This window comes from Mesorhizobium sp. WSM4887 (genome assembly GCF_029625865.1).
In the GTDB taxonomy this organism is placed as follows: Bacteria; Pseudomonadota; Alphaproteobacteria; order Rhizobiales; family Rhizobiaceae; genus Mesorhizobium.
In genome coordinates this window covers 1-25726 of record NZ_JARTVP010000019.1, presented here as the reverse complement: position 1 = coordinate 25726, position 25726 = coordinate 1, and the positions used below count along the sequence as shown (strand labels likewise).

The 25726-nt window shown below is 57.9% G+C and carries 23 protein-coding genes and 1 pseudogene; 12 read left to right on the top strand and 12 right to left on the bottom strand.

Translation table 11 applies throughout. From position 1 onward, the window contains the following. Positions 1–246: 246 nt before the first annotated feature. The 12 genes from P9230_RS30870 to P9230_RS30815 form a co-directional block, all read right to left on the bottom strand. Positions 247–1050, bottom strand: a complete 804-nt coding sequence (locus tag P9230_RS30870) for a hypothetical protein (protein WP_024505378.1) — start codon at positions 1048–1050, stop codon at positions 247–249. Positions 1051–1405: 355 nt separating this feature from the next. Further along, positions 1406–2443: an EscU/YscU/HrcU family type III secretion system export apparatus switch protein gene (locus tag P9230_RS30865; protein WP_024505377.1), complete on the bottom strand. Its 1038-nt coding sequence runs from the start codon at positions 2441–2443 to the stop codon at positions 1406–1408. Further along, positions 2440–3258, bottom strand: coding sequence for a type III secretion system export apparatus subunit SctT (sctT, locus tag P9230_RS30860; RefSeq protein ID WP_063169270.1), 819 nt, complete (start codon positions 3256–3258; stop codon positions 2440–2442). The genes P9230_RS30865 and sctT overlap by 4 nt, the downstream gene beginning before the upstream one ends. 8 nt (positions 3259–3266) lie before the next feature. After that, positions 3267–3542 carry an EscS/YscS/HrcS family type III secretion system export apparatus protein gene (locus P9230_RS30855; protein ID WP_024505375.1) on the bottom strand — a complete coding sequence of 92 codons (276 nt, stop codon included), beginning with the start codon at positions 3540–3542 and terminating at the stop codon, positions 3267–3269. A gap of 2 nt (positions 3543–3544) precedes the next feature. Continuing rightward, positions 3545–4210: a type III secretion system export apparatus subunit SctR gene (sctR, locus tag P9230_RS30850; protein WP_029354851.1), complete on the bottom strand. Its 666-nt coding sequence runs from the start codon at positions 4208–4210 to the stop codon at positions 3545–3547. Further along, on the bottom strand, positions 4203–5231 hold the full coding sequence (gene sctQ, locus P9230_RS30845; RefSeq protein WP_095769044.1) for a type III secretion system cytoplasmic ring protein SctQ: 1029 nt from the start codon (positions 5229–5231) through the stop codon (positions 4203–4205). The genes sctR and sctQ overlap by 8 nt, the downstream gene beginning before the upstream one ends. Positions 5232–5320: 89 nt before the next feature. Continuing rightward, the gene (locus tag P9230_RS30840) at positions 5321–5833 is read right to left on the bottom strand and encodes a hypothetical protein (RefSeq protein ID WP_063169269.1); all 513 of its coding nucleotides are present in this window, start codon (positions 5831–5833) and stop codon (positions 5321–5323) included. After that, a complete protein-coding gene (gene sctN, locus P9230_RS30835; RefSeq protein WP_063169268.1) occupies positions 5809–7167 on the bottom strand; it encodes a type III secretion system ATPase SctN in 1359 nt (452 codons plus the stop codon). Before sctN ends, P9230_RS30840 begins: the two co-directional genes overlap by 25 nt. Beyond that, the gene (sctL, locus tag P9230_RS30830) at positions 7164–7787 is read right to left on the bottom strand and encodes a type III secretion system stator protein SctL (protein ID WP_024505371.1); all 624 of its coding nucleotides are present in this window, start codon (positions 7785–7787) and stop codon (positions 7164–7166) included. The genes sctN and sctL overlap by 4 nt, the downstream gene beginning before the upstream one ends. Further along, entirely contained in the window at positions 7784–8422 is a 639-nt protein-coding gene (locus tag P9230_RS30825) for a nodulation protein NolU (protein WP_306462320.1), read from the bottom strand. Before P9230_RS30825 ends, sctL begins: the two co-directional genes overlap by 4 nt. Next, on the bottom strand, positions 8415–9251 hold the full coding sequence (sctJ, locus tag P9230_RS30820; protein WP_272483026.1) for a type III secretion inner membrane ring lipoprotein SctJ: 837 nt from the start codon (positions 9249–9251) through the stop codon (positions 8415–8417). The genes P9230_RS30825 and sctJ overlap by 8 nt, the downstream gene beginning before the upstream one ends. A gap of 36 nt (positions 9252–9287) precedes the next feature. After that, positions 9288–9797, bottom strand: coding sequence for a nodulation protein NolB (locus P9230_RS30815; protein ID WP_024505368.1), 510 nt, complete (start codon positions 9795–9797; stop codon positions 9288–9290). Between the two features lie 187 nt (positions 9798–9984). Between P9230_RS30815 and P9230_RS30810 the strand changes: the two genes are divergently transcribed. The 12 genes and pseudogenes from P9230_RS30810 to P9230_RS30755 all read left to right on the top strand — a co-directional run bounded on the left by P9230_RS30810 (position 9985) and on the right by P9230_RS30755 (position 25538). After that, the gene (locus P9230_RS30810; RefSeq protein WP_024505367.1) at positions 9985–10683 is read left to right on the top strand and encodes a secretin N-terminal domain-containing protein; all 699 of its coding nucleotides are present in this window, start codon (positions 9985–9987) and stop codon (positions 10681–10683) included. Between the two features lie 301 nt (positions 10684–10984). Continuing rightward, positions 10985–12919, top strand: a complete 1935-nt coding sequence (locus tag P9230_RS30805; protein ID WP_024505366.1) for an HrpF/NolX family T3SS translocon protein — start codon at positions 10985–10987, stop codon at positions 12917–12919. Positions 12920–13975: 1056 nt separating this feature from the next. After that, positions 13976–14320 carry a helix-turn-helix domain-containing protein gene (locus tag P9230_RS30800; protein ID WP_082826567.1) on the top strand — a complete coding sequence of 115 codons (345 nt, stop codon included), beginning with the start codon at positions 13976–13978 and terminating at the stop codon, positions 14318–14320. A 37-nt stretch (positions 14321–14357) separates the two neighbouring features. Further along, on the top strand, positions 14358–15695 hold the full coding sequence (gene glyA / locus P9230_RS30795) for a serine hydroxymethyltransferase (RefSeq protein ID WP_063169266.1): 1338 nt from the start codon (positions 14358–14360) through the stop codon (positions 15693–15695). A gap of 57 nt (positions 15696–15752) precedes the next feature. Then, positions 15753–16928, top strand: a complete 1176-nt coding sequence (metK, locus tag P9230_RS30790) for a methionine adenosyltransferase (RefSeq protein WP_063169265.1) — start codon at positions 15753–15755, stop codon at positions 16926–16928. A 100-nt stretch (positions 16929–17028) separates the two neighbouring features. Then, positions 17029–18042: an adenosine kinase gene (locus P9230_RS30785; RefSeq protein ID WP_063170366.1), complete on the top strand. Its 1014-nt coding sequence runs from the start codon at positions 17029–17031 to the stop codon at positions 18040–18042. Between the two features lie 65 nt (positions 18043–18107). Further along, entirely contained in the window at positions 18108–19142 is a 1035-nt protein-coding gene (tdh, locus tag P9230_RS30780) for an L-threonine 3-dehydrogenase (protein WP_063169264.1), read from the top strand. Between the two features lie 714 nt (positions 19143–19856). Beyond that, a pseudogene (locus P9230_RS30775) lies at positions 19857–20025 on the top strand (transposase); the annotation flags it as partial. Positions 20026–20830: 805 nt separating this feature from the next. Continuing rightward, the gene (locus P9230_RS30770; protein WP_063169262.1) at positions 20831–21517 is read left to right on the top strand and encodes a response regulator transcription factor; all 687 of its coding nucleotides are present in this window, start codon (positions 20831–20833) and stop codon (positions 21515–21517) included. Between the two features lie 71 nt (positions 21518–21588). After that, entirely contained in the window at positions 21589–23010 is a 1422-nt protein-coding gene (locus P9230_RS30765; RefSeq protein ID WP_063170365.1) for a type II and III secretion system protein family protein, read from the top strand. A 12-nt stretch (positions 23011–23022) separates the two neighbouring features. Continuing rightward, positions 23023–23583, top strand: a complete 561-nt coding sequence (locus tag P9230_RS30760; protein WP_063169261.1) for a CpaD family pilus assembly lipoprotein — start codon at positions 23023–23025, stop codon at positions 23581–23583. Positions 23584–23666: 83 nt separating this feature from the next. Continuing rightward, positions 23667–25538, top strand: a complete 1872-nt coding sequence (locus P9230_RS30755) for an acyltransferase family protein (protein ID WP_063169260.1) — start codon at positions 23667–23669, stop codon at positions 25536–25538. Positions 25539–25726: the final 188 nt, after the last annotated feature.

Genomic DNA, 25726 nt, shown 5'->3' with positions numbered 1-25726 from the left:
CGACCCAACGGTGTGGTGGAGAAAATTGGATTCGGGAGAGCTCGGTTCCAAGAGGCGGAGTTCCGGCCCGAATACAATCCGCTCGCAAGCACCCACGATGCGCATCCGCAGTTTATTGTCTGGGAGATGGGCTGGATTGCTCGGCGGCGCTGGCGCTAAGGCGGGGCTGTCGCCGGACAATTAGCATTCACTGCCAACAGCCTTGCAACCGTCACCAGTTGCAAGGCTCGGCGGCGGGTCGACAAATCACATGAAATCGTCGTCGGACCCGCTATCGCTGCTGTCGCTATCCTCGGTTTTGTGGAGATAGAGTGGAGGTTTGCCTGCACGCTGCCACTCACCGGCACTGTTCTTCGTCCATTTGTCGGGATGCTGCGTAGGGTCAAGCACCAGGTCGCCATGATCCACTTCAACAAACCCCATCGTCTGCGCGCGCGCTTGTGCTTCCGGATTAGCCGCACGCCAATTCAGCAACGGTCGGTCGCCGTCTATCCGAAGTTGATGCTCCAGCAGAATATCGCCCGCATTTTCGACGAGCGGATGGGCGACTTGAAGATCCACTATGGAAGTGACCTCAGTTCGACCAGGAAATTGTTCCCGCCAACTTTCCGATTCGAACTCGTTCATGCTGAATCCGCCTTCCATTCTCAGCAGTCCGGCACTCCGGTCTCCCAATTGGTAACTGAAATATCGCGCGTGCTCCGTATCTCGACGGATGCCATATTGCTGAGCAACGTCCGCGGTGCGCCTGGCTCGTGACGATACGAACTCCGAATACTCTTGAGGATTGTCGGCGATGTGCGTGATTTCATCACCATGAAATTGCCTCACCTGTCTCCTGAAGGAAGTCCTGTTGATCTCCACCACAGGAGGTCGGGAATTGAGGGAGTATGCTTGGGGAGCCGCCGATGATGAGGCGCCGCTACCTTCCGATCCGGATAAGTGCATTCGGGCAAATGTGTCCGCGAACCCTTCGCTTCCTGCATCCGATTGCTCGCCGGCATTATGCGCGCGGTAACTATCGGATGAGCCACCAATTCGACCATACATGACGATTCGTACTCCTATGTTTCGCAACCGAGCTCAAGTTAGCACGGCTGTTCAACATAGGGCGCTTAGTTGACGACTAGCTGACGAGGGCATTCCAACGGCTGCACCAATCAAATCCGCACTGCCGGCCTCAAAACCTCGGACTGCGCCACGCACCGGCCAGCAGAGGCTGCAAGGTCATGCCCGGAGGACTTGCCGTAGTTGCTGGGTGGCAGATCCGAGGGGAGTGATTGCCCCAGGCCCGCGGTTGCGCGGTTGGCCTGACAGAGACACTGGGGCACGGATGGCCAGCCGACATTTGCCACTAGCATGGAGCCAGGTCAGTTTTGAACTGGGCAGTCGTGGACTTCCATGACTAGGCCAAGCCTGCGGCAAAGAATGCTTTCGCGACAGGCTGGAAATATTGCATAGGAACCGCGTGGCCGAGTTTTGTAGTGCCTATCAGCTGACGCGCTAAGACATGGTCATGGACGATCGTCAGGCGTAGTGCCCGCGCCTCGCTCAACACATGTGAAACGCGCTCACCTTCGGCACGGCAAACTAAGAACGGCACCCCGGTTTCACCGCGAACGTAACGCAGACCGATCAGGACCGCCCTTCCTGTTAAGACCAGCGTGGCGCGATGCACGCCAAGCGCAGGCTCGTCGGCCGCCTCCTCGCGGATGCGACGCTGTTCACCTTTCAACTCTGGCGCTCCTTGCTGATCCTTCGACTCGCGCGTCACTTCGGTATTGGTCATGCGCATTTCGCGCAGATACAACGCGCGCTGGAGCAGAAGATCGATCAGTCCGCCGACCAGCAGTGCGCCGGCGCCAATTCCCATCAGCAATTTTGTCTCCATAAAGATGAGGCCAACACAGCCCATGCCGCAGATCGGCAGAGGGACCATTGTCTTCCACATCCCGAGAAGGACAATGGAAAAGGTTGCGCTGAGAACCAATACCTTGAACATGGTCTTGCAGACTTCGACCATGGAACGAGCAGACCCCAAGCGCTTCAGCCCTTCAAAGGGGTCAATTTTCTTAAAGCTGAGCTTCATCGGCTCCAGAGAGAAGACAAATCCACCATTGGCTAGCAGGCTGGCCAAAATCACCGCGGCGACAAGGGTTCCAAGCAGCGGGCCAACAGCCGCGACTGTGAGTTGGACGAGCACAACCAATGCCTGCGGCACCGCGGTATCGAAAGGTAGGCTCTGCAACTTGGTGGCTAATAGGAGCGCTTCCCGGCATTTGTCCTCGATCACGCTGCCTCTTAGCCAAAGGTAGCCGAGCCCAGCGCAAGTCCCGACCGCGCGGACGAAATCGGAGCTACGTGGCAGCTGTCCTTTTTTGCGCGCTTCACTTAACTTCTTCGGGCTGGCGGCGTGTGTCTTCTCTTCACTTGTGTCGCTCATGGCAGCAATTTGTCGAACCACTCCAGCACGCCGTTGGCACGTGTGACCTCCAGTTTCATGCTCTCCACCAGATAGGCAGCGTAGGTGACCATGAGAACTGGAAAGACAATGTTCTTGATTGCCGGAGACAGTTGGCTCGCCTTAAATTGCGGGGCAAAGCGACGCAGCAGCATCATCGATATATCAATCAGTATCAGGAAGAACACGACAGGCCCCGAAACCAATAATGCCGTGCGCATTATGCTGTCGAGAAGCCCCAACAACTCCATTGCTCCTGGCCCGCTCAGTGTCGGGTGAAACTGATACACCGGCCAGATCAAGTAGCTGCGGTACAGGACACTGATCAAAGTTTCCAGGCCTCCTGATCCGACGAATATGGCAATCGCAGTGATCCCCAGAAAAACGCCCATCGCGGAAGCCTGACTGTTCGTCGCGGGATCGGCCGAAGCGGTCGGGCTGCTGATGCCGCGTTGGTTGTCGATAAGCTCCCCGGCAGCCTGAAGGCCCCAAAGCGGAATGCCAAGAAAAGTGCCAAGGAGTACACCGACAAAAACTTCCTTGAATCCGAGCAGGGTTAGCTGGATCAGGCGCGTATCAGGATCCAGCGCCGGCAATCCGCCGCTGACGTGTGCCAGGCATGGTAGTGCGAAGCCAACAGCCAAACAGCCCCGGATCAGCCCACTGATCTGCGAGCGTGTGAATACGGGAAAGATCAGCATGATGCCCATCGCGCGGGCTGCCCCAAGACCTGCCGCAACGACGAGTTCGAAAGCCGTCTGGATCAGAATTTGAATATCGGCCGATGGCGCGTCCATGGGGCGGACTAGTAGCTAAGTGTCATTGCGGGAAACTCGGTGAAGATCTGATCGGCTAGCTCTATGAGCGGGGCGCTTAGCACAGGAGCAAACAGCCCAATCACCGCGACAACGACCAGAAGCTTCACGGTGAGCGGCAAGCTTTCATCCTGGATCTGCGTCGCCGCCTGGAGGATGCCGATGACGAGGCCGACAACCACTGATGCAATGAGCGGCGGTAGAATCCAGATCATGAAAACCACCAGTGATTGGCTCATAAGAGTAATGATGCTGGATTCAGTGATGATCAGCCTCCCGGTAACGTATAACTCAGCACAAGCCCATGCATCAATTTTGACCAACCATCAATGGCAACAAACAAGAAGATCTTGAACGGAACAGATATAACAGTTGGTGAGACCATCGACATACCCATTGCCATCAAGATAGTTGTCACTATCAGATCTATAACAATAAAAGGCAGATAAAGTAGAAATCCTATCTCAAATCCGCGCTTCAATTCTGATAGCAAGAAAGATGGTACAAGTATTGCAAAGTCATCAGGCGTGGCTGCAGCGTGCATTTCCTCTGGCCAGACCTTTTCTGTCGAAGATAGGAAAAATCGCCGCTGCTCTTCATTTGTGAATTTCTTGAGATGCTCGCGCAAGGGCTCACTTCCGGCTTTAGCGGCGCTTACCCAGTCGTCGAATGTCTGATAGTGGAGCTTGGGATCCGACATGCGGTCATAGGTCTGCTCAGCAACGGGCGCACTAACGAACATAGTGAGGATCATCGCCGCGGCGTACAGCACCACATTGGGTGGTATGGTCTGGGTCCCGAGCGCATTGCGGACGAGGAAAAGAACAATTGATACCTTTACAAAGGCCGTTGTCGTGGCAACTGCTAAAACCAGCAGACCGAGTCCGGCGGTAACCGCAAGAAGCGCCAGGATTGTCGGCTGAGCTTCACTCATTGCATGCAAACCCGCCACGGAGCCTGATGCCCAGCTCTTCTCCGATGCGGACAATGTCGCCACGCCCGATACGCTGACCATTGGCCACTATGTCGACCGGGCCGTCGATCGGCCATCCAAGTTCAAAAATATGCCCTTCGCCGGCACTTCTTAATTCCCCAAGAGAAATAGGCCAGCGGCCGCATTCAAAGACAAGCACGATCTCGACATCGTCGAGATCCTTAGTAAGCTCCAGTTGCGATCCGGGTTGTGTCATATGCGCACTCTCCAAAGGACACGGTCGCGGGCGGAAAGGCCCCCGCAAGATTAATTCATCGCCGTCAAGATCCGCCTCGGCGCACAACTGGCCGACAGCTAGGGTGATCTGGCCGCGGCCGAACGGCGCAATATCGGGCAACAATGCATCACCGACACATGCGCTTCGAAGAAGCGCCGCAGGAAGGCGAAGCGTGCCGACCTCTCCTGCAACAATGAGCGGGAGCTCTGGAGGCAGCCCGCCCAGCTGCCGCGGCAACTGGGCAAGCAGTTCGCCTAGCGCGCGAAACGCAGGCGGTACTAAGCCGTCAAGTGGCGTGAACAGGAATAGACGGCCCTTGCCCTTGACCGCGCCGAAAATGATGTCGAGTTCAAGATGAGGAGCCAGCATCGTGGCTTCGCATACCCGCACGAGTTGCACGTTCAGACGCGTCGTCTCCTCCAGTCGAGTGACAAGCGGCTCCAGAGCGAGTTCGAGAATTAGCGAAGCAGTTGGCTCGGAAGGGAAGGCCAAGCCGTTCTGCACTGTCGTGATGAACTCCTCTACGAGCGGGCGCGACAGTGACAAGATGACCGTTTCGGCTCCCACTCTCCAGACGCAGTCAAGCATCGGAATGGCAGCAGGTTCCTGCTGCCAGACAAGCCCTGCCGTTCGCACCGATAGCGGCACCTCGTTGATCCGGCTTTGAAACGGCGTGCGCGGCGCTGCTGTATCATTGAGCCACGAGACAACCGTGTGGGACAGTTTCAGAACTGGTTCGAACATGGCGGGTGTGACCGCAGCGCCTATCAAAGACTGCACGGTCGTGTCATTCGGACGACCTCTTGCGACCGTCGGATCCGGTTGCGCGGCATTTAGGCAAGCGACCCCCTCGCATATTTCAGCAGTATCTCATCGTCGGCCTCGATCTCGGCTGCGGCCTCCGAATGAGTCTCGACGGCGCGCCGCACGTCGTCCTCGATTTGTTGCCATTTGTCCCTTGCCGCCGAACATATGACCCATAGCTCCCTCGTCCTGGACGCCGCCATCTCAGCCTCCTCTTGAGCGATTTGGGTATCATCAAGCATCTGCCGTCTGGAATTGATCTCAGCGGCAAGTTGTTCAGTGTGAAGGCGGTGACGGTCGAGCGCTGCGCTAGACAAGTTGTCGAGTGACATCAGATGCTGATAGAGCGCTGCTTCTTTTCTTGAACAATGTTGCTGTATCATTGCAAGCTCCCTAGAGGCATTTTGTACGGCTGAGGCGGCCACATCGCGCTGGGCTTCCTTCTTGGACAGCTCGCCAAGGGCACGACGCTCTTGCATTTCCTTCAGAAGCCGTATACTCGAAGACTGAATCCAGTTTACGCGGTCAGACGCGACATCCATGCGACCGTCTCCTCGAAATCTGACGCGTCATCTTCGCTCTGGCGCAGAAACTCCCTCAGTTCGTCGATTGACGCGACAGCCCGGTCAGTCAGGGGATCTCCACCTGGCTTGTATTCGCCAACATTGATCAAGAACTCGGTCTCGGCATAGCGCGACAGGAGCTCGCGGAAAATGGATGCTGCCTTGCGATGTGTCCCCGAAACGACTGCATCCATGACGCGGCTGCGACTCTGCAGCACATCAATAGCGGGGAAATGCGATCGCGCCGCAATAGCGCGTGAGAGGATGACATGGCCATCGAGAATACCACGCGATTCCTCGGCGATTGGATCACCCGTGCCATCACCCTCTACAAGCACCGTATAGAAGGCCGTGATTGAGCCCCGCTCACCCATGCCGGCGCGCTCGAGCAGGCCTGGCAGCATGCCAAAAACGGAAGGAGGAAAGCCCCGTCGCGTCGGCGGCTCACCCGCAGCAAGGCCTATTTCGCGCATAGCGCGGCAGAAGCGCGTCAGCGAATCCAGCATGAGAGCAACGCGTAGGCCTTGATCGCGGAAATATTCCGCGAGCGCAGTCGCCATTGGAGCGCATTGCGCACGCTCTACCGCCGAGCGGTCGGATGTTTCAACCACGACGACCGTACGGAGAAGGCCCTCTTCACCAAGATTCCTTTCGATGAATTCACGAACTTCCCGTCCACGTTCGCCTATGAGCGCCACTATGACGACGTCAGCGGCGGCACCCTTTACGATCTGTGACAACAGCGTCGACTTGCCACCACCTGGCTCGCCATAAATCCCGATCCGCTGGCCCTCGCCGCACGTCAGCAGACCATCGAGGACACGGACCCCAAGCGGGAATGGCCGCTCAATCATGCGCCTCGTCATCGGATTGGGGGCTCTGCCATGCAGGGGCCGAGTTTCGACGGTCTTGATTTCGCCTTTGCCGTCCAATGGGCGGCAACGACTGTCGATCACGCGACCGAGCAAATCGCCGCCGACGGGCACCTCACGCATTCGGCCAGTGGCCACGACCTCTGCGCGGCTGGATAGGCCCACCAAGTCCCCGATCGGTGTCAGCAATACACCATCACCCGACAGGCCGATCACCTCGGCCTCGAGCGACAGCCCGGTTCGCGGGTCCTCTAGGAGGCAAAGTTCCCCAATACGAGTGTCTGGCAAGACGGCATGAACCAGTGTGCCGATAGCCCGCGTGATCCGACCGCGCACCGCACGCGTGTCAATTCGCTTGGCCGCAGCCCTCAAAGACGAGATTGCTGGAACGAGAGCTCGAGTGTGGGCGTCAGCGTTATGTTCTGGGACGGGCTTTCTCATAGCTCGCCTTTCTCACAGAGCGTCCCGAAACCAAGGCGCAGCGCGCGCATCTGGGCGTCAAGTCCAAGGTCAACATTGCCGTACTCGCTCCACAGCACGCAGCGTTGCGGCGACAATGTCGGGTCGGGCTCGATCCGCACCCTTGGTCGACCATCCTGGCCGTCGCATCGAGCAAACTCTCGTGCAAGCATGTCGACTTGCATGGGAGAAACATGAAGGCAAACGTCGGCGCCGCTGTATTGACACTCTATGGCGTGACGAACAGCCCTCACCAATAGCTCGCCCGGATCGAAAGCGCCGATAAGATCGCTCAATATTTCCATCACGAGCTGCGGCAATTCCTGCTCCAGAGCCGCCTTTCGTCGCGCGATTTCGGAGATTGTCTCCGCAATCAACCCTGCCATCTCCTCGGTGCCTGCATTCGAGCCCTCCATGTGGCCGCGCGCCCACGCCCGCTGGTAAACCGCGCGTGCCCAGTTTCGAACGCGCTGCCGATGCCGTTCTGCCGCGGCAAGGGCTTGCGCGGCGCTGTGCCAGGTTTCGAGCTCGCTCGCGGGTATCAGTGGTCCGACTGGACGCATCTGCGGCGCTATTGGCCCCTCGGAAAGTTCGACTGTCATTTCACCGGGGTCTCTGTCTCAAAATGAGCTACTACAAGTGAAAGCAATTGGCCGGCGGCGGTCCAATGCTCATGTGCTGGAGTCTCCGCGGCAGTCCCCTCGGGCAATCGAAGAAGCACGCGGTTACGCTCGGTCGCTGAACTGTCCTGGAGCCAAGCTCCAAGACATGCGTGTCCATCGTATTCGATTTGCTGAGCGAGTTTTTCTGGGTCCGAGATCAGTCTTTTGTCAACAGCATGCAGCAGGTGTCGGATTCCGAATGCGTGTGCATCCACGCCGATGCGTTTAACAAGGATGGCAAGCTCAGGCTGAGAGACAAACGCGACCAGCGAACGGGCATGCCAGATACTACCAGCAAGAAGGGTCGCTCGATATGGATCATGCCCGCGTAGAAGGTCCGGCCTGCAGCCGATGTGGTTCAGATCCACGTCATCGTTGCCCAGCAATTCTGCCAGCCTTGGATGCAGTCTGGAACACTTCTGCAACTTCACTAACGTTTCGGCCGATAACGCTGGATCAAGACGCGCCGCAAGACGGGTTGGATGGGCCGAAGCCGCAAGCTCGCTCGCGCCCGGAAAGTGCGGACCATCAGGTCGGGCGGTCTGTATAGGCATTGGCAATGAGATGTCACCCACGTCCAATTGCAGGCATTCTTTTGCGAATGGCCTCGACAGCAGAAGCATCCCGGCGCCCCTCGACCTTGGAAACGCCGGTTGATTGCTTGCGCCGACGCGTAACAACGCCGATCAAGAGATAACAGGCCACGGCGAATACGGCTGCGGCAAAACCTGTTACGGTCGCCAGAAGTGGCGCAGGAAGAGGTAGTGATGCTTGTGGCAAAACAGCAGTCGGATCGGGCCGTTGCTCGTGTGCGGAACGTTCTACCGGCACCAAAACCACTTCCACCTTATCGTAGGACAGGCCTTCGATGCTGTCGGCTACAAGCATCTTTATCTTTGGCAGCAGAGCCGCGACATTTGTTTTTGCGTCGTGCCTGATAAACACCGAGGCCGAGGATGGCGTGGCACCGGCTCGCACAAGGTCGTTATGCGGCAGCACGACGTGAACACGTACAGAAAAAACGCCATCGATATCGCTGATCGTCCGCGACAACTCTTCGCTCAGGGCATACACGTAACGGGCACGCTCTTCGGTCGGCGAGGCAATCAGGCCTGATCCTTGGAATATCTCACCGAGGTTCTTGAAGGATTGGCGCGGCAGCCCCTTGGCGTTCAGAAGGTTGATTGAGAAGGCGAGCAGCTTTTCGTCAACCTGGATCGTGCTGGTTCCATCCTTGGCGACCACCCGGATCGCGGCGACCCCGTTGTCTTCAAGAAGTGCGAGCATTTCATTTGCCTCACGCTCTTGCAATTGCGTGTAGAGGTCGGCTTTGCAAGCAGTGAGGGCGACGAGAACTGGCAGCATGACAAGTCTAACCGACCGCCACCCTGACAGGCCACGCATGATTTCGCCCTCGGCCAAGCCAATCATGCGCGCGGTTCAGCCTTCCTTCAAAAGTTTATTCACGGATGATGTGACGCCGCTGACGCCTTTGGAGATAAGCGCCACCTGGGTGACGCCGTTGTAAACATCCCGAAGACCAGCCATCATCGTTTCGAAGTCTTGCCCTTGTTGGGGAATGCCCGAGATTCCGGTTCCCGCCTCACCTGGAACGGGAAGCTTCTGCGCCGGTCCCGGTAGAGCGCCCTTCGAAAGGGCTATGTCATGGTCGAGCGCGGGGAAGGAAACAGTGTTGTGTGGATATAGGGAGGAAATCGTCTGCAACACGCGATCGCCCATGCCGCTCGTCGGCGCAGCCGCGCGCTGAACATCCATCGCCGCAGCAACTGGCGCCGCACTCGCTGGCCCCGCGGCGGCATCGTTTTTCAGCGAGTCGGCTGCATGCCCTAAGGCGCGCTCAAACTGGGCCTGCTCGACAATCGACGGTGATCCGACCCTGGGGAGGCCAGCCGTTAGAGTGGCAGAGATCGACGTGACAGGCATCATCATGTAAGGACTCGGTTGCTCTCTCTGACCGGGCGAGCCCCGCCCATTCATCACCCGGTGTCGGCGCAACACTCCTAGGGGGGCAAGCTGACAACAAGCTGACTAACGGCGGCGTCATTTCGACAATCTAAAATCTCTTCGGCAATTTAGTCACTTGTGATGATTTCAGCGTTTGGTTTATCAGTGCGACATGCCGAGAACGCTTATCCAACCCGTCACCCTGCATGTTTTGAGACTTCTTTGTGCCGGGTTTTTTCTGTCCACCGGGATTCACCCGGCGCATGCAGTCCCGCTGTCCCTTCCGGCGACACCCTATAGATACACGGTTCTGGATCAGGAGCTCGCTGCAGCGTTGCAGGAATTCGGCAACAACCTGAATATCAGGGTCAACATCAGTCCTGCGGTGAAGGGGCGAATTCGCGGACGTATGCCTGATTTGCCACCGCGCGCGTTCCTCGACCGCTTGACGAACCTTTACGGTCTACAATGGTACTATGACGGCCTTGTGCTCTATGTGTCTGCTGCACAAGAATCGCAAACTCGAATGCTTTTGATGACGTCGATTCGCTTCGATGCGTTCAAGGGGGCTCTCGACAAGCTTGATATCTCCGACGAGCGCTATGTGGTCAAACCCGTGCCAGGCAATGGCCTCGTCTTCGTTTCCGGTCCACCGCGCTTCGTCGCACTCGTGGAGCAGACCTTTAACGGCTTGGTGGCGCAGGCGCAGGCGCAGACTCACATAGCGGCAACGCCAAAGGAATCAGTGCTGATCTTGTTTCGCGGCTCCTCCACTACGGTCGTTCGCGACGGACGACCGGATGCTTCTTATTCTTCTGACATCCCACAACAGGATAGCGTTGGCGGGAAGCCTGAGCTGGGCAAGAAATGAACATTGAGGATTTCCCGCAGCTCTGAAGAACATGACTGCGGCTACCCCTTTGTGAACTCTTCGCAAACTCGTCAGTTTCTCGAAAGCTAATCCGCTCATGATGAGTCCCGGCAGCTCTCGCGGTGACTCCGGCCATTGTGTTGGACCGAACCTTGGAGCCGGCCCGGAACACAGCAATTGAAGGCAGGGCAGGCGCATTCGTGACCTGCCGACGCTTGGAATTGTCGAATTTTGTGAAACGCAAGGGATCTTCTGTCGGGGTCTCTTGTGGGGATTTCAACGTCACGTCTGAGGATGCATAATGTCGGCCAGTAATCTTTCAACTTTCTACCGCTCAAATTCGCTACAGTCCGCAAGGGGTTGGCCGGGCCTGAAAGTTTCCCATTTTGCGACCCAGCATCAGCAAAGTGCATCGTGCTTCGAAGCGATGCTGTCCACTTGTGTGCTGGCAGACAAGCCCGGCTCTTTCGCGCAAGGGGATCTGCCAGCGTCGAATCTTGATTCGACAATGGATAAATTGCGGCAGGACCCTTTGGGCCATCTGGCACCGGATGTCTTGACATTGAATGGCTTGGAGCAACACCCACTGGATCTGCTGCCGCCAAATATGAGGGCGGCTCTCAAGGAGGACCAATCGCAACGCTCCAAGGCGACTGAAGCCCAACATCTGCTCGGCGTCACTCCGAAGATCGAGCCGGCTCCCAGGCCGAGCCCCGGAATCACGTGGAACGGTGGGTCGCTGACCACGGCTGAGTTGCAGATTGTTGCGGTACTCAACCGTCACAAGGACCAATGCCCGCTTACTTGGAAGTCGTTGACCGACAAAGCCAATGATCCCTCTACGCCACCGGATCTGAAAGCGGCGATCCAGGGACTGCAGCAGGATTCGGGACTTTTTTATGCGATTGGCTCGCAGGGCGACGGCCGCTGTGGAGGCAAGATCAACGCCAAGGACTTGGCCGGATTTTCAAACCACCACCCACAAGTTGCTGCATTTCAGGAAGCCCAAGCGCGAAGCTACGAGCAGAACTACATACCATCCGACGGCAGCGGAGGTTTGCAGCCTTCGGTCATGACCTTGAGCGATGCCTTGCGGGAGTTTTACCGGTACTCCGAAAATCTGTCCAAGGACCTGAGTCTGGATGAGTTCAAGAAAATGGTCGGCGGCGAATCGAAAAACGGCAAATTTCCGCCCCAGGTCATTGCGGCGGCGCAATATTTCCTCGATCACCCCGATGCTTGGAACCAGTTGTGCGGTGGCTCGAAAGGGAAGATGCACAAAGAGGATTTCCTGCAAGTCGCCTCATCGTCGATGAGCCTCACGCAAACTGAGCTGAATACGGTCGAGATGATCAAGGACCATCAGGACACGTTCTTTGGAAGCGGTGTTCTGACTCGCGACAAACTGGCGAAAATGAAAGACGACAAGAGCCTTGATCCGAAAGTGCGGGAAGCAGCCTCTCAGCTCCTTTCAGATCCTCTTTTGTTTGGCCTCCTGAACAATTCGATCACGGGCTATAAGACCCATCATAAATTCTTCGACTTTGGCGGCGGGCATACGGTTGATTCCGGCAATATCAGCAAAAAAGACTTTGCCCATTTTTGCACAAACATGTCGTCTGCGAACCGCAACGTTCAGCAGCCAATCACCCACGGCGCCCAAACCGCAGAAGAGCAGAATGCCGTCGCGGACATGAAGATGGGCCTGATGGACCAGCCTGACATTAAGTCAGCCAAAAAGAACGGCGGGGCCGTCATGCACGTCGTCGACTCCGTGCTCAAAATCGAGACGAAAGTGCTCGACTTGGCGGCAACGGCGGTGGGACTGCTCAGCTTCATTCCGGGCCTCGGACAAGTAGCCGATCTTGCCTCGATGGTTCTCGAGGCTGAGTCGCAAGCAGCCAATCTCCTGCGTACGGCCATTAACGGAGGCGATATGAAGCGAGCGCTGGAGGAAGCTGGCCTCAATATGGCCGCGCAGGCGATCGGCCTTATCGCAGGCCCCGAGGTCAAGCTGGCCATTCGAAATGGGCTCGTAAAGCACCTGATGGAAGAGGCCTTGGCGGCAGGCATTGATCTTTCGGTCTCGACGGCGCAGGACTACGCAGAAGGCTATGTGAATAACCTCAAAGCGCGCCTTGCAGGCGGCCCTGAGCAAAGCCTAGGCCTTCCGAGCATGCCATCATTCCAGAGTGTGGCAAGCAATGTGCCCTTCGTCGGCATTGCCTTATCCTAGCCGTCGCCTTGCGCGGAAGCTTTGGCTCGCGCGCTGACATAAGGGTCATTGTGGCACAAGCAGGGGTTCATCCGCATCAACGCAAGCGGTGTTCCTGACGCCATCTGGATCGGACTGTGAGGGGGATGTCCGAAGTCTGTGAAGACTTCGGTATATGACGACTTCAGAGTTACGCTGAGCCCAGCCATCTCGAGCCGGTGCGCCGGGTCGAGGTTTTCACGGGCGCCGGCCGGTAGCGGGAATGGTCTCCGGAAGGCACGGCGCGGATGGTGGCGGAGCGGCGCAGCCGAAGGAACGGCTGTCGCGCGCCCAGGGCGGCCTCCCGAACAGCAGACGATGATCTCCTGCCTTGGGCCTATATCCTCGTGCCACGCTCAAGGCAGTCGGCTGAAAACAGCGCTGATTTAAAACAGCATTATCCTGCACTGCACCCTCGATCCTTGCGCTCACCGATCGCTCGTCGACACGCACGCGGTCAAGTCGTTATCGGCGCTATGCCGATGGGCTTCGAGAGCAAGGTGGACGCTGAGCGGTGCGTCAGCCTCAGGGCGCGGCTGGCCAGCTTTGGGTCTCACGCTCTATGACGGCAACACCCGGCTGATCCACTTGGCCTGTTCGCGGGCTCCCGGCAGCGGCGCGGAAGCCACGGTCCGCCTTCCTCGGCTTCAGGCCAAAGATACCGCAGCATGCTCCAGAGCTATGTCTGCCGCCTTCGCCCCATCGTCGCTGGTCATGTGGAAAGGACAAGCAGGCTACGCACCCTATAATCCCGTCGGGCAGGATTCGACAGTCGACGGCGAGACATTCGCCAAACCTCCCCCTTGATTCTCAGCAACGTTAAAAAAAATTCACATAATGTTCGTGAGTGTAGTCTCCTGTCAGGTGGTACATTAGCCCCAATATCTGGCGTCTTAGTCGTAGAAAGGACTGTGATCTATCTTCCATTAGCATCCATACCAGCGGATTTACAGCAAATGACGAGAGAGGTCTCATGCGGATTGATGGGGATAGAAGGGCTAGCGGCTTGCTGCATCCCGTCCGGGTTGATGCTAACCAATGTTGACACTGGTAAATCGCCTAAGGACGGCAGCGCATCTTGATCGCCTTCGAATCCTGGGCCTTTGCGCGCATGCGGATCTAACCGTCGGCGAGCTGGCCGATATTACCGGTCTGCCTCGCGAGCAGGTTCGACGCCACGTTCGGCGGCTGGTCAGAGCCAACTTTCTTTGCTGCAACGAACAACGTCCGCAGTCTTCGTACCATATGCAAGCAGGAGGCAAGGATGGCGAGCTGGCTCAATTGGTGGTCGATCTCCTGCCCCACGATGATGGCCATCATAAAAGAGACCTACAACGCCTGGAAGCAATACAAGACGCGCGGTTGAAGGGACCGCCTGCTTGATCGTGAAATAGATCAGTCCAAATGGAGCGCGACTACCATGGATAACTCCGCCGGCGGCGCCATCGCGCAGCCCGACACTTACGGGCGGCCTCACTTAGCCGCCGTCGACTCCCGCGTTCACGAACTGCTTCTAAGACAGGAGCGTCAGGAGCGGACAACTCTCAAACTGATCGCCTCCGAGAACTTTGCCTCCTCGGCGGTGTTGGAAGCGACCGGGTCGATTTTCACCAACAAGTATGCCGAGGGATACCCCGGTGCGCGCTACTACGCCGGAAACGAGATCGTCGATGAGCTTGAGACCCTCGCGATCGAGCGCCTGAAAGCGCTATTTGGCAGTGAACATGCCAACGTCCAGCCTTATTCAGGCTCGCCAGCCAACCAGGCTGTCTATCGCGCGCTTTTGAGCCCCCGTGACAAAGTCATGGGCTTGCCTTTACCCGAAGGCGGCCATCTGACTCACGGTTGGTCCGTCAATTTTTCCGGCAGCGATTATCAGCGCGTCCCGTACAGGCTGCACGAAAAGACACAGCAAATTGACTATGACCACTTGCGCGAGACCGCCAAGCGGGAACGCCCGAAGCTAATTTGGGTCGGCGGAACTGCTTATCCGCGTATTTTTGACTACGCGGCAATGGCCGAAATTGCTTCGGAGGTGAACTCGTATCTGGTGGCTGACATCGCCCACATCTGCGGCCTGGTTGTCGCAGGAGTGCATCCGAACCCCGTGTCCCATTGCGATGTGGTCACCAGCACCTCTCACAAGTCGATCCGCGGTCCCCGGGGTGGCTTCATTTTATCAAGGAATGAAGACCGTTATCAGCCCCTCCATCATCCGAAGAGCAAACACAATCTGGCCAAACGTATAGACCGCGCCGTGTTCCCTCTTCTGCAAGGCGGACCGCATATGAATACTATCGCCGCGCTTGCCGTCGCTTTGCAGGAAGCAGCGAACTCGTCCTTTCGTGTCTACGGTCAGCAGATCGTCCACAACGCCAAGGCTCTGGCCCAGGCACTTCTGGAGCGAGGTTATGAACTCGTCACCGGGGGCACTGACAATCACATGCTGATCCTTGATCTTCGGGACCGGTCGCTGTCAGGCAAAGCCTATGCGGAGCGCTTATCGCGTGCAGGCATCATTGCGAATTTCAATATGGTCCCGGGCGACCGGCGGCATCCGGCGCTGACAAGCGGCATCCGCTTAGGGACACCAGCGGTGACGTCCATGGGCATGCGCGAAACGGAGATGGTGCAGATCGCCGCTTTCATCGACTCGGTCTGCCGCCAGCCCGATGACCAGGAAGTTCATGCGAGCGTACGAAGAGACGTTGCCGACTTCTGCACTGCGTTCGATGTTCCCGGCATCCCCGACCGATAAGCCACCCCAATCCAGAAACTCCTCACTAACTCCAGCACTTGAAGCGAGGGCATTTTTATGACCAGGCAGTTCGTGTTCTCTTCCGAATCCGTCGGCGCGGGACACCCCGATAAGATGGCAGACAACATCTCCGATGCCATTCTCGATGCGGTCCTGCGCACCGATCCGAAGGCGCGCGTCGCCTGTGAAGTGTTGGTGAAGACGGGGATGGTCGTTGTGGCTGGCGAGATCACCAGCCATGCCCACATCGATTACAGCCAAGTCGCCCGCGATACGATACTCGATATTGGCTACGACGATGATGCGATTGGCTTTGATGGTCGACGTTGCGCCGTCGTTCTGGCCCTCACCGAGCAGTCGCCCGACATAAGCCAGGGCGTTGATGAAGGACGAGGGCAGGATCTCGGGCAAGGGGCAGGGGATCAGGGCATCATGTTTGGATTCGCATGCAACGAGACGGATACATTGATGCCCCTGCCGATCCAACTCGCTCACCATTTGACGAAAAGACAGGCCGAGGTCCGGAAAGCGGGACAGCTTGGCTGGCTGCGTCCGGACGTGAAATCTCAAGTGTCGGTACGCTACGAAGGGCTCCGCCCGGTGGCGCTGGATACCATAGTCCTGTCAACGCAGCATGACGAAGCGGTCTCACAAGCCACGGTCCGCGAAGGCGTCATTGAGGAGATCATAAAACCGGTCCTGCCGGCCCACCTGGATACTTCGGGGATCAGATTTCTGGTCAACCCAACAGGGCGGTTCGTGGTCGGTGGGCCTGCCGGCGACTGCGGCCTCACAGGACGGAAGATCATCGTCGATTCCTACGGTGGGACCGGGCGTCACGGCGGCGGTGCCTTTTCGGGCAAGGACCCATCCAAGGTTGACCGCTCGGCGGCCTATGCCGCCCGGTATGTCGCGAAGAACATCGTTGCCAGCGGCCTTGCGGAGGTCTGCGAGGTTCAGCTTGCCTACGCGATCGGCGTGGCCAGTCCGGTTTCTGTCATGGTCAATACCTTCGGAACCGCAAGGATCGAGGAAAAAAGGATCGAGCGCCTTGTTCTCGAGGTTTTCAATCTCCGACCGAAAGGCATCATCAAGATGCTTGATCTCTTACGGCCGATATACCGCAAGACGGCGACATACGGACACTTCGGGCGTGAAGAGCCTGAGTTCACTTGGGAGAAGACGGACAAAGCTGACGATTTGCTGCGTGAAGCCGGACCGGCAGCTGCGTGAGGGCGGCTGGATCAAGCGCATGCGGCAACCCATTTCAACTCGCGAGACCACGCCCGGCCGGCGTGGCAAGAAGCCGGCTCGGGTTTTGGCGGAGATTTTGATGCCGGATTATGACGTGCTTTGCATCGGCAATGCCATTGTCGACATCATCGCCCAGTGCGACGAGGAATTCCTCGAGACCAACGGCATCATCAAGGGCGCGATGAACCTCATCGACACACAACGCGCCGAACTGCTCTACAGCCGCATGGGCCCGGCGATCGAAGCGTCCGGCGGCAGCGCCGGCAACACGGCGGCCGGCGTCGCCAGCTTTGGCGGCCGCGCGGCCTTCTTCGGCAAGGTCTCCAACGATGCGCTGGGCGAAATCTACGCCCACGACATCCATGCGCAGGGCGTCGCCTTCGGCACCACGCCGCTCAAGGGTGAGCCGCCGACGGCGCGCTCGATGATCTTCGTCACGCCCGACGGCGAGCGCTCGATGAACACCTATCTCGGCGCCTGCGTCGAGCTTGGCCCTGAGGATGTCGAAGCCGACAAGGCGTCCGGCGCCAAGGTCACCTATTTCGAAGGCTATCTGTGGGACCCGCCGCGCGCCAAGGAGGCAATCCGCCAGACGGCGAAGCTGGCGCACGCGGCAGGCCGAGAAGTGTCGATGACGCTGTCGGATTCGTTCTGCGTCGACCGCTACCGCGACGAATTCCTCGACCTGGTGCGCTCGGGCACGGTCGACATCGTCTTTGCCAACAGCCACGAGATCAAGTCGCTCTACCAGACATCGTCGTTCGACGAGGCGCTGGCCCAGATCCGCAAGGATTGCCGGATCGCCGCCGTCACCCGCTCGGAAAAAGGCTCGGTGATCGTGCGCGGCGACGAGACCGTGGTGATCAAGGCGACCGCCATCAAGGAACTGGTCGACACGACGGGCGCCGGCGATCTCTATGCCGCCGGCTTCCTGCATGGCTACACGCAAGGCCGCGACCTGCAGACTTGCGGCGACCTTGGCTCACTGGCAGCCGGATTGGTGATCCAGCAGATCGGCCCCAGGCCCCGTCAGAATTTGCGCCGCGAGGCTGAGCAGGCGGGGCTGACCATTCCGGACGTTCAAACGAGTTAGTGGCCTACCTTCCCGTTGTGCAGGCTATCTCGCCAGAAGCGCAATCACGGAATAGGGAAATCCTGATGTCGAACATGATGAAGGCGCTTGTGAAGGCCAAGGCCGAACCGGGCATCTGGATGGAAGAGGTGCCGGTGCCGGAAATCGGCCCCAACGACGTGCTGATCAAGATCAAGAAGACGGCGATCTGCGGCACCGACGTGCACATCTACAATTGGGACCAGTGGGCGCAGAAGACGGTGCCGGTGCCGATGGTGACGGGCCATGAATTCGTCGGCACCGTTGCCGATTTCGGCGCAGCGGTCACCGAATACAAGGTCGGCCAGCGTGTATCGGGCGAAGGCCACATCGTCTGCGGCCATTGCCGCAACTGTCGCGCCGGGCGAGGGCATCTGTGCCGCAACACGCTCGGCGTCGGCGTCAACCGTCCAGGCGCCTTCGGCGAGTATCTGGCGATCCCGCAGCACAATGTCGTGCCGATCCCCGACGATGTGCCCGATGAGATTGCCGCGATCTTCGATCCCTTGGGCAATGCCGTCCACACCGCATTGTCCTTCGATCTGGTCGGCGAGGACGTGCTGGTGACTGGCGCCGGGCCGATCGGCATCATGGGCGCGCTCGTCGCCCAATGCGTCGGCGCGCGCAAAGTGGTCATCACTGACATCAACCCGGTGCGGCTGGCGCTAGCCAAGAAACTCGGCGTCCAGCATGTCGTCGACGCCTCGAAGGAGAAGCTGCGCGACGTCATGCCGGTGCTCGGCATGACCGAGGGGTTCGACGTCGGCCTCGAAATGTCAGGCGCCGCCCCCGCTTTCCGCGACATGATCGACACCATGAACAATGGCGGCAAGATCGCCATTCTGGGCATCGCGCCGACCGGCTTCGAGATCGACTGGAACAAGGTCATCTTCAAGATGCTGCATCTCAAAGGCATCTACGGCCGCGAGATGTTCGAAACCTGGTACAAGATGATCGCGCTTGTGCAGGGTCCGCTGGATGTCTCCGGCCTGATCACCCACCGCATCGGCATCGACGATTTTCAGATCGGTTTCGATGCGATGAAGAGCGGCAGTTCCGGCAAGGTGGTGATGGACTGGTAGGGATTGCCTTGGCCGCTATTCAGGAAAAGCTGACGACAGCACCTCTGGTCCGCCGGACATTTTCCAACTAGGGGAACATGGCTGGGTGGAGAGCTATGGCTCCGCTACGTGCGCTCGCTAATCATATACGGCGACGTATCGCGGCCCACCCGGTGACGGTCGATGGGGCAATTCGCTTCAGTCGATGACGGAAACCCGGTGAACCGATGCTGAGGCCCCGACGCGATCGTCTATTTCCTATGATCTGCGATTGAGGTCGAGGTGTTGCCGCTTTCAGCGGGTAAGATGCGATAGACGACTTCCGGTACCCTTCCGGTCAGCGAAAAGGAAGGCAACGAGCCGCATTGCCTCAAGCAAAATGTTACCAATAGTGTCCTGTTCCAAAGGGGATGGACAGGTCGTGCCATTCCGGTTCGGGGGAAGGATGGCGCGGCTCAGCATGGCGACACGGTGAAGCGGCGATCGTGGAGCTTTATTGCGGCGTTGACAAGCGGCGCATTCTGGATGAGTTCGAGGCGGTAACCGGCTATTATTCGCAAGCGCGCGATCCGTCTTATGAACCGTCGTGAGCAGAGGCCGTCTGCGGGCAAGAGCCGCAGCCGCTGTTACGGCAGCGATGTCCGCGACGCGCTCATCGTGTTGTGGGAGGATTCGGAGCGGCTGGGTCCGCATCGACGCTCGCGGCGGCCAGCGCCGCCGGGCAGGAATGAGTTCGCAGTTCGCCGCTCGGTGCCAGCCCGCACCTTCGGCGATTGGAAAGATCCGCCGCCCGGCTTTGTTGAGCGCATTCGGGCACGTCTTCGTCAGGGAGCTTCGTGCAGACGATGGTGCTGACCGGATTGCCGCCGGCTGGACCGATTGCATTCCGCTCCGCACGCGCGACAGCGGCAATGTGATCATGGCGATCAAGCAGGCCCGCTCCCGGTTTCGCTGACCCTGTGCTGCTGTTTGCCGGCATCCGCCCGCACAGGAAGAGCTTGTAAAAGTGCGGAAATCGAGGAGCCGTTGGTCGTCGATCTTCAGCCTGAACGCGGTCGTTTGCTGGTGCCGCAAATCGGCTGTTGCATGTACATCCCTGTCAGACGTCAGTTTTCCTCGCCTATTTTGGTGTCGAGCGCGAAGTGCTCCAACCAGATTGCAAGGCTTTTTGGAAATGAGAGCGGCTTTGCGCAGGGCGCTCCGTTGTTGAGCATTCAAGCTACCAAGCCAATGACGCGCAGGTTCCACCAGGCTCGCCAGCCTTGAAGGACAGCGAAAAAAGCAGAGCACGACAGACACAACAGTGCATCAGGACGCCGCAGTCGTTGAAGATGGTGCGCTGCATCCATACCGTGGATGCATTCGATCCAAATAATCGATTTGTTCAATCAGTTTCTCGAAAGCTAACCCTACCCTCTGTGGGAATCGGGCTCTGAGCCGCGACGCTGCCTTGCGAGCGCAGGGGCTGCACGTAGGAGAGATGATGCAACGAGAAATCGCACGCGGGTTGCTGGCCTCGTGGGTTCGCCGACCGGCGTATTTGAGCCCGTCAGTTGGTCCTCACCCGCGCCTATTGCCACCGAGCGACTTGCATGTCCCTCCGACTCGGACCAGTTCCGAGAGCTGCGACGAGTTGCGCGCCGTGTGCTCCGATCAGATGGCCGCCGGTGACGCGTTCGATGGGCCGTCCCTCTTCGAGAGGAGATGAAATGCGAACGCTGCTCGTGGATCATCATGCGGATCTTGCGCGCGCCATGCGACTTGCGCTCGGGGATGGCGGCTTCGTCGTTGATGTCGTTGGTACTCTGGAACTGGCTTCGAGTGCATTTTCTTGCGCCAGCTATGAAATTCTCCTGCTGGAATTGGCTCTGCCAGATGGCGATGGCTTGGGTTGGCTGAGGCAGTTGAGGACCCACGGGCATTCAGTTCCTGCCGTCATTATGAGCAGCCTTAACGATCTCGATAAGCGAATTGCGATCTTCAACGGTGGTGCGGACGACTTTCTGCTCAAACCCATCTCTACCGATGAGCTTATTGCCAGAATGAGAGCCATTCTGCGCCGGGCGACACAGATGACCGACCTGAGGCTCGTATTTGGCAATCTCGACTTTGATCCGGTCGCCCGCCAGGTTTTCGTTGATGGGCACCCAATGATGATCGCACGTCGCGAACTCTGTGTTCTAGAGCACCTGCTTAACCGGGCAGGCCGCATCGTGCCCCGTGCGCAATTGGAAGATCACCTCTATTCATTCAACGACGACGTGTCTGCCAACGCGCTTGAAGTCGGAATTTATCGTTTACGGGGACATCTGACCAGATCAGGTGCAACGCCACGGATCAAGACCATCCGAGGCATTGGTTACATCCTAGAATTGACTGACGCCTCGTCCGCATAGTTTGTCGAATCGAAAGAAGATCTATTTTGCTGATCCTTCAACATCCTTGCGCTGCGCTCAATTGGCGGGCGATCGCCAACAAGGTTACAAGACCTGCAGTGCCCCGTTACCTGGGCCATCTCCTCTGCGCGCTTATTGTGACTTTCCCACTTGGTGTCGCGGCGCAAAACAAGCAGGACAAAGGCCCGCCGCATGCGGCTTCGAATAGCATCAACGCCACGCTGACCCTTTCCTCTTCGCTCGGGGAGACCGTTCATCTGCCCGGGCCAGCCACGACCATCTTTGTTGCTGACCCCACGATCGCGGATTTTCAGGCGCCATCGAGCAAAACAATCTTCGTCTTTGGCAAGAAATCGGGGCGGACCAGCCTATTCGCCTTGGATGGCAATGGCGAGCCTCTCGCCGAATTGCGTATCGTTGTCACGCAACCGATCGGGGATTTACGCGCCATGTTGCGGGAGCAGGTCGGCGACTATCCCATCCGCGTCAACTATACGCCGCGCGGCGCAATCCTTAGCGGGACGGCGCCCGACGCAGAGGTCGCCGACACCGCAAAAAGAGTCACTGAGCAATATCTGGGCGACGGAGCGCAAGTCGTCAACAACATCAAGGTCGCTGGATCCCTGCAAGTTAACCTCAGCGTGCGCGTAGCCGAAGTCTCACGCAGCGCCATGAAGTCACTCGGCGTCAACTTGTCCGCCTTCGGTCAAATCGGCAATTTCAAAGTGGGCGTTCTAAGCGGAAGCGCTGCAAGCGCTGGGTCTGGTTCAACCCAGGGTGGCGGTACAGCAGAAATCGGATTCGACAACGGTGCCGTCAACGTCAGCGCGGTTCTCGACGCGCTCGCCAAGGAGCATATAGCTTCCGTCCTGGCTGAGCCGAACCTCACCGCTATGTCGGGTGAAAAGGCCAGCTTTCTCGCGGGCGGCGAATTTCCCATTCCTGTCCTGCAGGAAAACAGGCAGGTATCGGTTGAATTCCGTCACTTCGGCGTCAGTCTGGAATTTGTGCCGACAGTTCTCAGCAACAATCAAATCAACATTCACGTAACGCCCGAAGTCAGTGAACTGTCGACGCAAGGTGCCGTGCAAATCAACGGAATTTCCGTGCCGGCAGTTTCCACGCGCCGAGCCGATACGGTCGTCGAACTCGCCAGCGGCCAGAGCTTCGCAATCGGCGGTCTAATCAGGCGGAACGTCAACAATGATGTCAGGGCCTTTCCCTGGCTCGGAGAACTGGCGATCCTGGGACCGCTTTTTCGCTCGACCTCGTTTCAAAAAGAGGAGTCAGAACTGGTCATTCTAGTTACGCCTTACATTGTAAGACCAGGCTCCAACCCAAACCAGATGAGCGCACCGACCGAGCGGGCGGCACCGGCTTTGAACGGAGGGGGCGCTCCGACGAATTCCGTGACAAGTCCCCCGCGAGACCGCGCTGCTATCCGTGCGGGCGCGCCAAGCGCCCAGGGCGGTCTCGGCTTCATCATCGAATAGTGTCATCCAAAGATGTTGCGTTTTATAATCCTCTTTGTCGCTCTGGCACCAAGCGTAAGTGGCTGCACAAGCACTACGCCAGTTGATGTCGAACCATCGGCACCAATGCTTGTCCGAGAGGAGACCACCGTCCTGACGTTGCAAAGCCTGCGCGCTTCCGAACGGCAGCGTTTGCGTGTTTTCCTAGACAAGGCCAGTCGCGGCCGGTTCGATGCCATCCACCTCCTCATCAGCGGTTCGCCCCAGCTCAGCGCAGGGGTAGCCCATCAGGCCAGGCAGTTGGCAATCGAAGAAGACAACATTCAATTGCGCGATCAACACGACGCCGGCTCAGTGCGAATTGAGGCGATTGTCTATCACGCCCGTCCGCCGGTCTGTCCCTCATATGGTGCCTTACCCAATGAAGAATCCTTCAAACAGCCGCTTGGTTGTTCGACAGGACATAACCTGGCCGTGATGGTCAACGATCCGCGCGATCTGCTCGACAATCAGGCCGTCAAGGCCGGCGATGGCGATCGTGCTTCTGTACCAGTTGCAACTTACAGAACATTCGGGACGGATAAAGGTGGCTGATACCGCCCTTATCTCGGCAGCACTCCTACCGGAGATTGAAAGCTTCCAATCGCGTCCTGATCTAAAATAAAAGGAACCGCTGGATGCAATATAGGCGCTATATCGAGGGCCTTAGGGCCGTTGCTGTACTTCCGGTCGTACTCTTTCATTTCGGAATTTCGGCGATCCCGGGTGGCTTTAGCGGGGTCGATATCTTCTTCGTCATCTCCGGCTACCTAACCAGCGGAAGCCTCCTGGATGACCTTGAACGCGGCCAATTTTCCATCGTCAACTTCTACTGGCGCCGTGCCCGGCGCATTCTGCCGGCGCTCGTCTTTGTGATGCTTCTCACCTGCATTGCGGCATTGTTCATTCTTCTGCCACCGGATCTGCGCGGATTCAGTCTTAGCATCATAGCTACCTCGACCTTCTGGTCGAACGTTTTCTTCTGGAAAACGTCAAGTTACTTCTCTATCGATGCCGCGCTTCTACCACTGTTGCACACTTGGCCGCTTTCCGTAGCGGAGCAGTACTACATCTTCGCACCAATCCTGATGTTCCTAATCTATCGCTACATCGGGAAGCGCTGGCTGACGACACTTCTTCCGATAATTCTCTGCAGCTTCGTAGTGGCGGTGATGGCGACATCGCTGGCACCCACCGCCGGATTCTATCTGCTGCCGACCCGAATCTGGGAACTCATGTTGGGCGCCCTGCTCATGCTCAAATGCCCCTCGCCGCTGGGCAACCGACTCCTGATGGAGTCGGTGGGGGTGGCCGGATTTGGCCTTCTCGCCATCGGGTTCTTCGCGATTTCGGCGAGTGATCCGTTCCCAGGCTACAACGCCTTGTATCCATGCATCGGAACGGCCCTTCTGATCTATGTTGGCCAAAATACCCCCTCGACGGTCGCCACCCGCATGCTCGAAGTCAGGCCGCTGGTCTGGATTGGGCTCATCTCGTATTCGTTGTATCTTGTTCACTGGCCTCTCAATGCGTTCGCGCACTATCTTTCGTTCCAAAAACTCGATCCGTTGATGACCGGTGCGATGTTGGTGGCAAGCCTCGCATTGGCTGCATTCTCCTGGAAGTTTGTAGAGCAGCCGTTTCGACAGAAGAGGGCCTTCACCTCCCCGGGGCCTATCTTCGCCTTTTCAGCGCTCGCGATCGTTGTCCTTTGTGCCGGCGGAGCGGCGGGGGCGCTCGGCAACGGCTTTCCGCAACGGTTTCCGGACTATGTCCAGCGGCGCATTTCCGTCGGGGACTGGAGGAATGGCATCTGTTTCAACGAGGGCACCAGCCGGATCGAAAGCTGGAATATGGAGGATTGCACGCGCACCAGCGGTTTTCCAACAACGGTTTTTTTGTGGGGCGACTCCTTCGCCGCGCACTATGTTTCCGGCTTGGGTGCTAACATAAATCGATTGCAGGCGAACATCGTTGAATATACGTACGCCAGCTGCGCGCCGATACTCTATTACTACCCGTACGATCGTCTTGATTGTGTCCGGTTCAATCGCAAGGCCTTGGACGTCATCTTGGAAGCGGACATCAAGACGGTTATCCTCAGCGGTAGATGGAGTGACTATGAGGTCAGAGGTTTCGACGGTCTTCAGCAAACAATCGCTACGCTTCGTGCCCTGGGCGTGCGCGTGTTTGTCATCGGCCAGTCTCCGCAGTTCCCAACTGACGTCCGGAAAATTGCGTTCTTCGCCAAGCGCCAAAATCTGGACGATACGTCCTGGCCGATCGCGATGGACCCCGACGTCAACGAACGTGTGCGCTCATTTACCAAAGGCGCCACATTCATCGATCCGCTGAAATTCCTGTGCAGCGCAGGACGCTGCGCCTATTTCGATAGAGGAGAGTTTTTATATTTCGACTATGGTCATTTCTCTTCAGCCGGCGCCACACTGGCAATCTCGAAATACTGGCCGGCTTTTGGCAAGGACAATGCTCTTCCTAAGACGAAGTAGCGGCTCAGCGGCTGACAAGCACCAGTACGGGTCCCAGTGATAGCTCCTGCTTCCGCAGCAGCCGCGACGATGGAGCTGTTCAGGTTTAAGGCCCCCCGATAGTGACCTAGGTGTGGAGCTTCAACAGGTTGTCCTCGATCAGGGCGAGGCGACTGATAGGCGTTTTTGACTTTAGGCTGCCATGTGGA

Excerpts from the sequence above, each read along its gene's own strand:
- P9230_RS30870 (WP_024505378.1), bottom strand. The coding sequence starts at position 1,050 with ATGTATGGTCGAATTGGTGGCTCATCCGATAGTTACCGCGCGCATAAT.
- P9230_RS30865 (WP_024505377.1), bottom strand. The coding sequence starts at position 2,443 with ATGAGCGACACAAGTGAAGAGAAGACACACGCCGCCAGCCCGAAGAAG.
- sctT (WP_063169270.1), bottom strand. The coding sequence starts at position 3,258 with ATGGACGCGCCATCGGCCGATATTCAAATTCTGATCCAGACGGCTTTC.
- sctR (WP_029354851.1), bottom strand. The coding sequence starts at position 4,210 with ATGAGTGAAGCTCAGCCGACAATCCTGGCGCTTCTTGCGGTTACCGCC.
- sctQ (WP_095769044.1), bottom strand. The coding sequence starts at position 5,231 with ATGTTCGAACCAGTTCTGAAACTGTCCCACACGGTTGTCTCGTGGCTC.
- P9230_RS30840 (WP_063169269.1), bottom strand. The coding sequence starts at position 5,833 with ATGGATGTCGCGTCTGACCGCGTAAACTGGATTCAGTCTTCGAGTATA.
- sctN (WP_063169268.1), bottom strand. The coding sequence starts at position 7,167 with ATGAGAAAGCCCGTCCCAGAACATAACGCTGACGCCCACACTCGAGCT.
- sctL (WP_024505371.1), bottom strand. The coding sequence starts at position 7,787 with ATGACAGTCGAACTTTCCGAGGGGCCAATAGCGCCGCAGATGCGTCCA.
- sctJ (WP_272483026.1), bottom strand. The coding sequence starts at position 9,251 with ATGCGTGGCCTGTCAGGGTGGCGGTCGGTTAGACTTGTCATGCTGCCA.
- P9230_RS30815 (WP_024505368.1), bottom strand. The coding sequence starts at position 9,797 with ATGATGATGCCTGTCACGTCGATCTCTGCCACTCTAACGGCTGGCCTC.
- P9230_RS30810 (WP_024505367.1), top strand. The coding sequence starts at position 9,985 with ATGCCGAGAACGCTTATCCAACCCGTCACCCTGCATGTTTTGAGACTT.
- P9230_RS30805 (WP_024505366.1), top strand. The coding sequence starts at position 10,985 with ATGTCGGCCAGTAATCTTTCAACTTTCTACCGCTCAAATTCGCTACAG.
- P9230_RS30800 (WP_082826567.1), top strand. The coding sequence starts at position 13,976 with ATGTTGACACTGGTAAATCGCCTAAGGACGGCAGCGCATCTTGATCGC.
- glyA (WP_063169266.1), top strand. The coding sequence starts at position 14,358 with ATGGATAACTCCGCCGGCGGCGCCATCGCGCAGCCCGACACTTACGGG.
- metK (WP_063169265.1), top strand. The coding sequence starts at position 15,753 with ATGACCAGGCAGTTCGTGTTCTCTTCCGAATCCGTCGGCGCGGGACAC.
- P9230_RS30785 (WP_063170366.1), top strand. The coding sequence starts at position 17,029 with ATGCCGGATTATGACGTGCTTTGCATCGGCAATGCCATTGTCGACATC.
- tdh (WP_063169264.1), top strand. The coding sequence starts at position 18,108 with ATGTCGAACATGATGAAGGCGCTTGTGAAGGCCAAGGCCGAACCGGGC.
- P9230_RS30770 (WP_063169262.1), top strand. The coding sequence starts at position 20,831 with ATGCGAACGCTGCTCGTGGATCATCATGCGGATCTTGCGCGCGCCATG.
- P9230_RS30760 (WP_063169261.1), top strand. The coding sequence starts at position 23,023 with ATGTTGCGTTTTATAATCCTCTTTGTCGCTCTGGCACCAAGCGTAAGT.
- P9230_RS30755 (WP_063169260.1), top strand. The coding sequence starts at position 23,667 with ATGCAATATAGGCGCTATATCGAGGGCCTTAGGGCCGTTGCTGTACTT.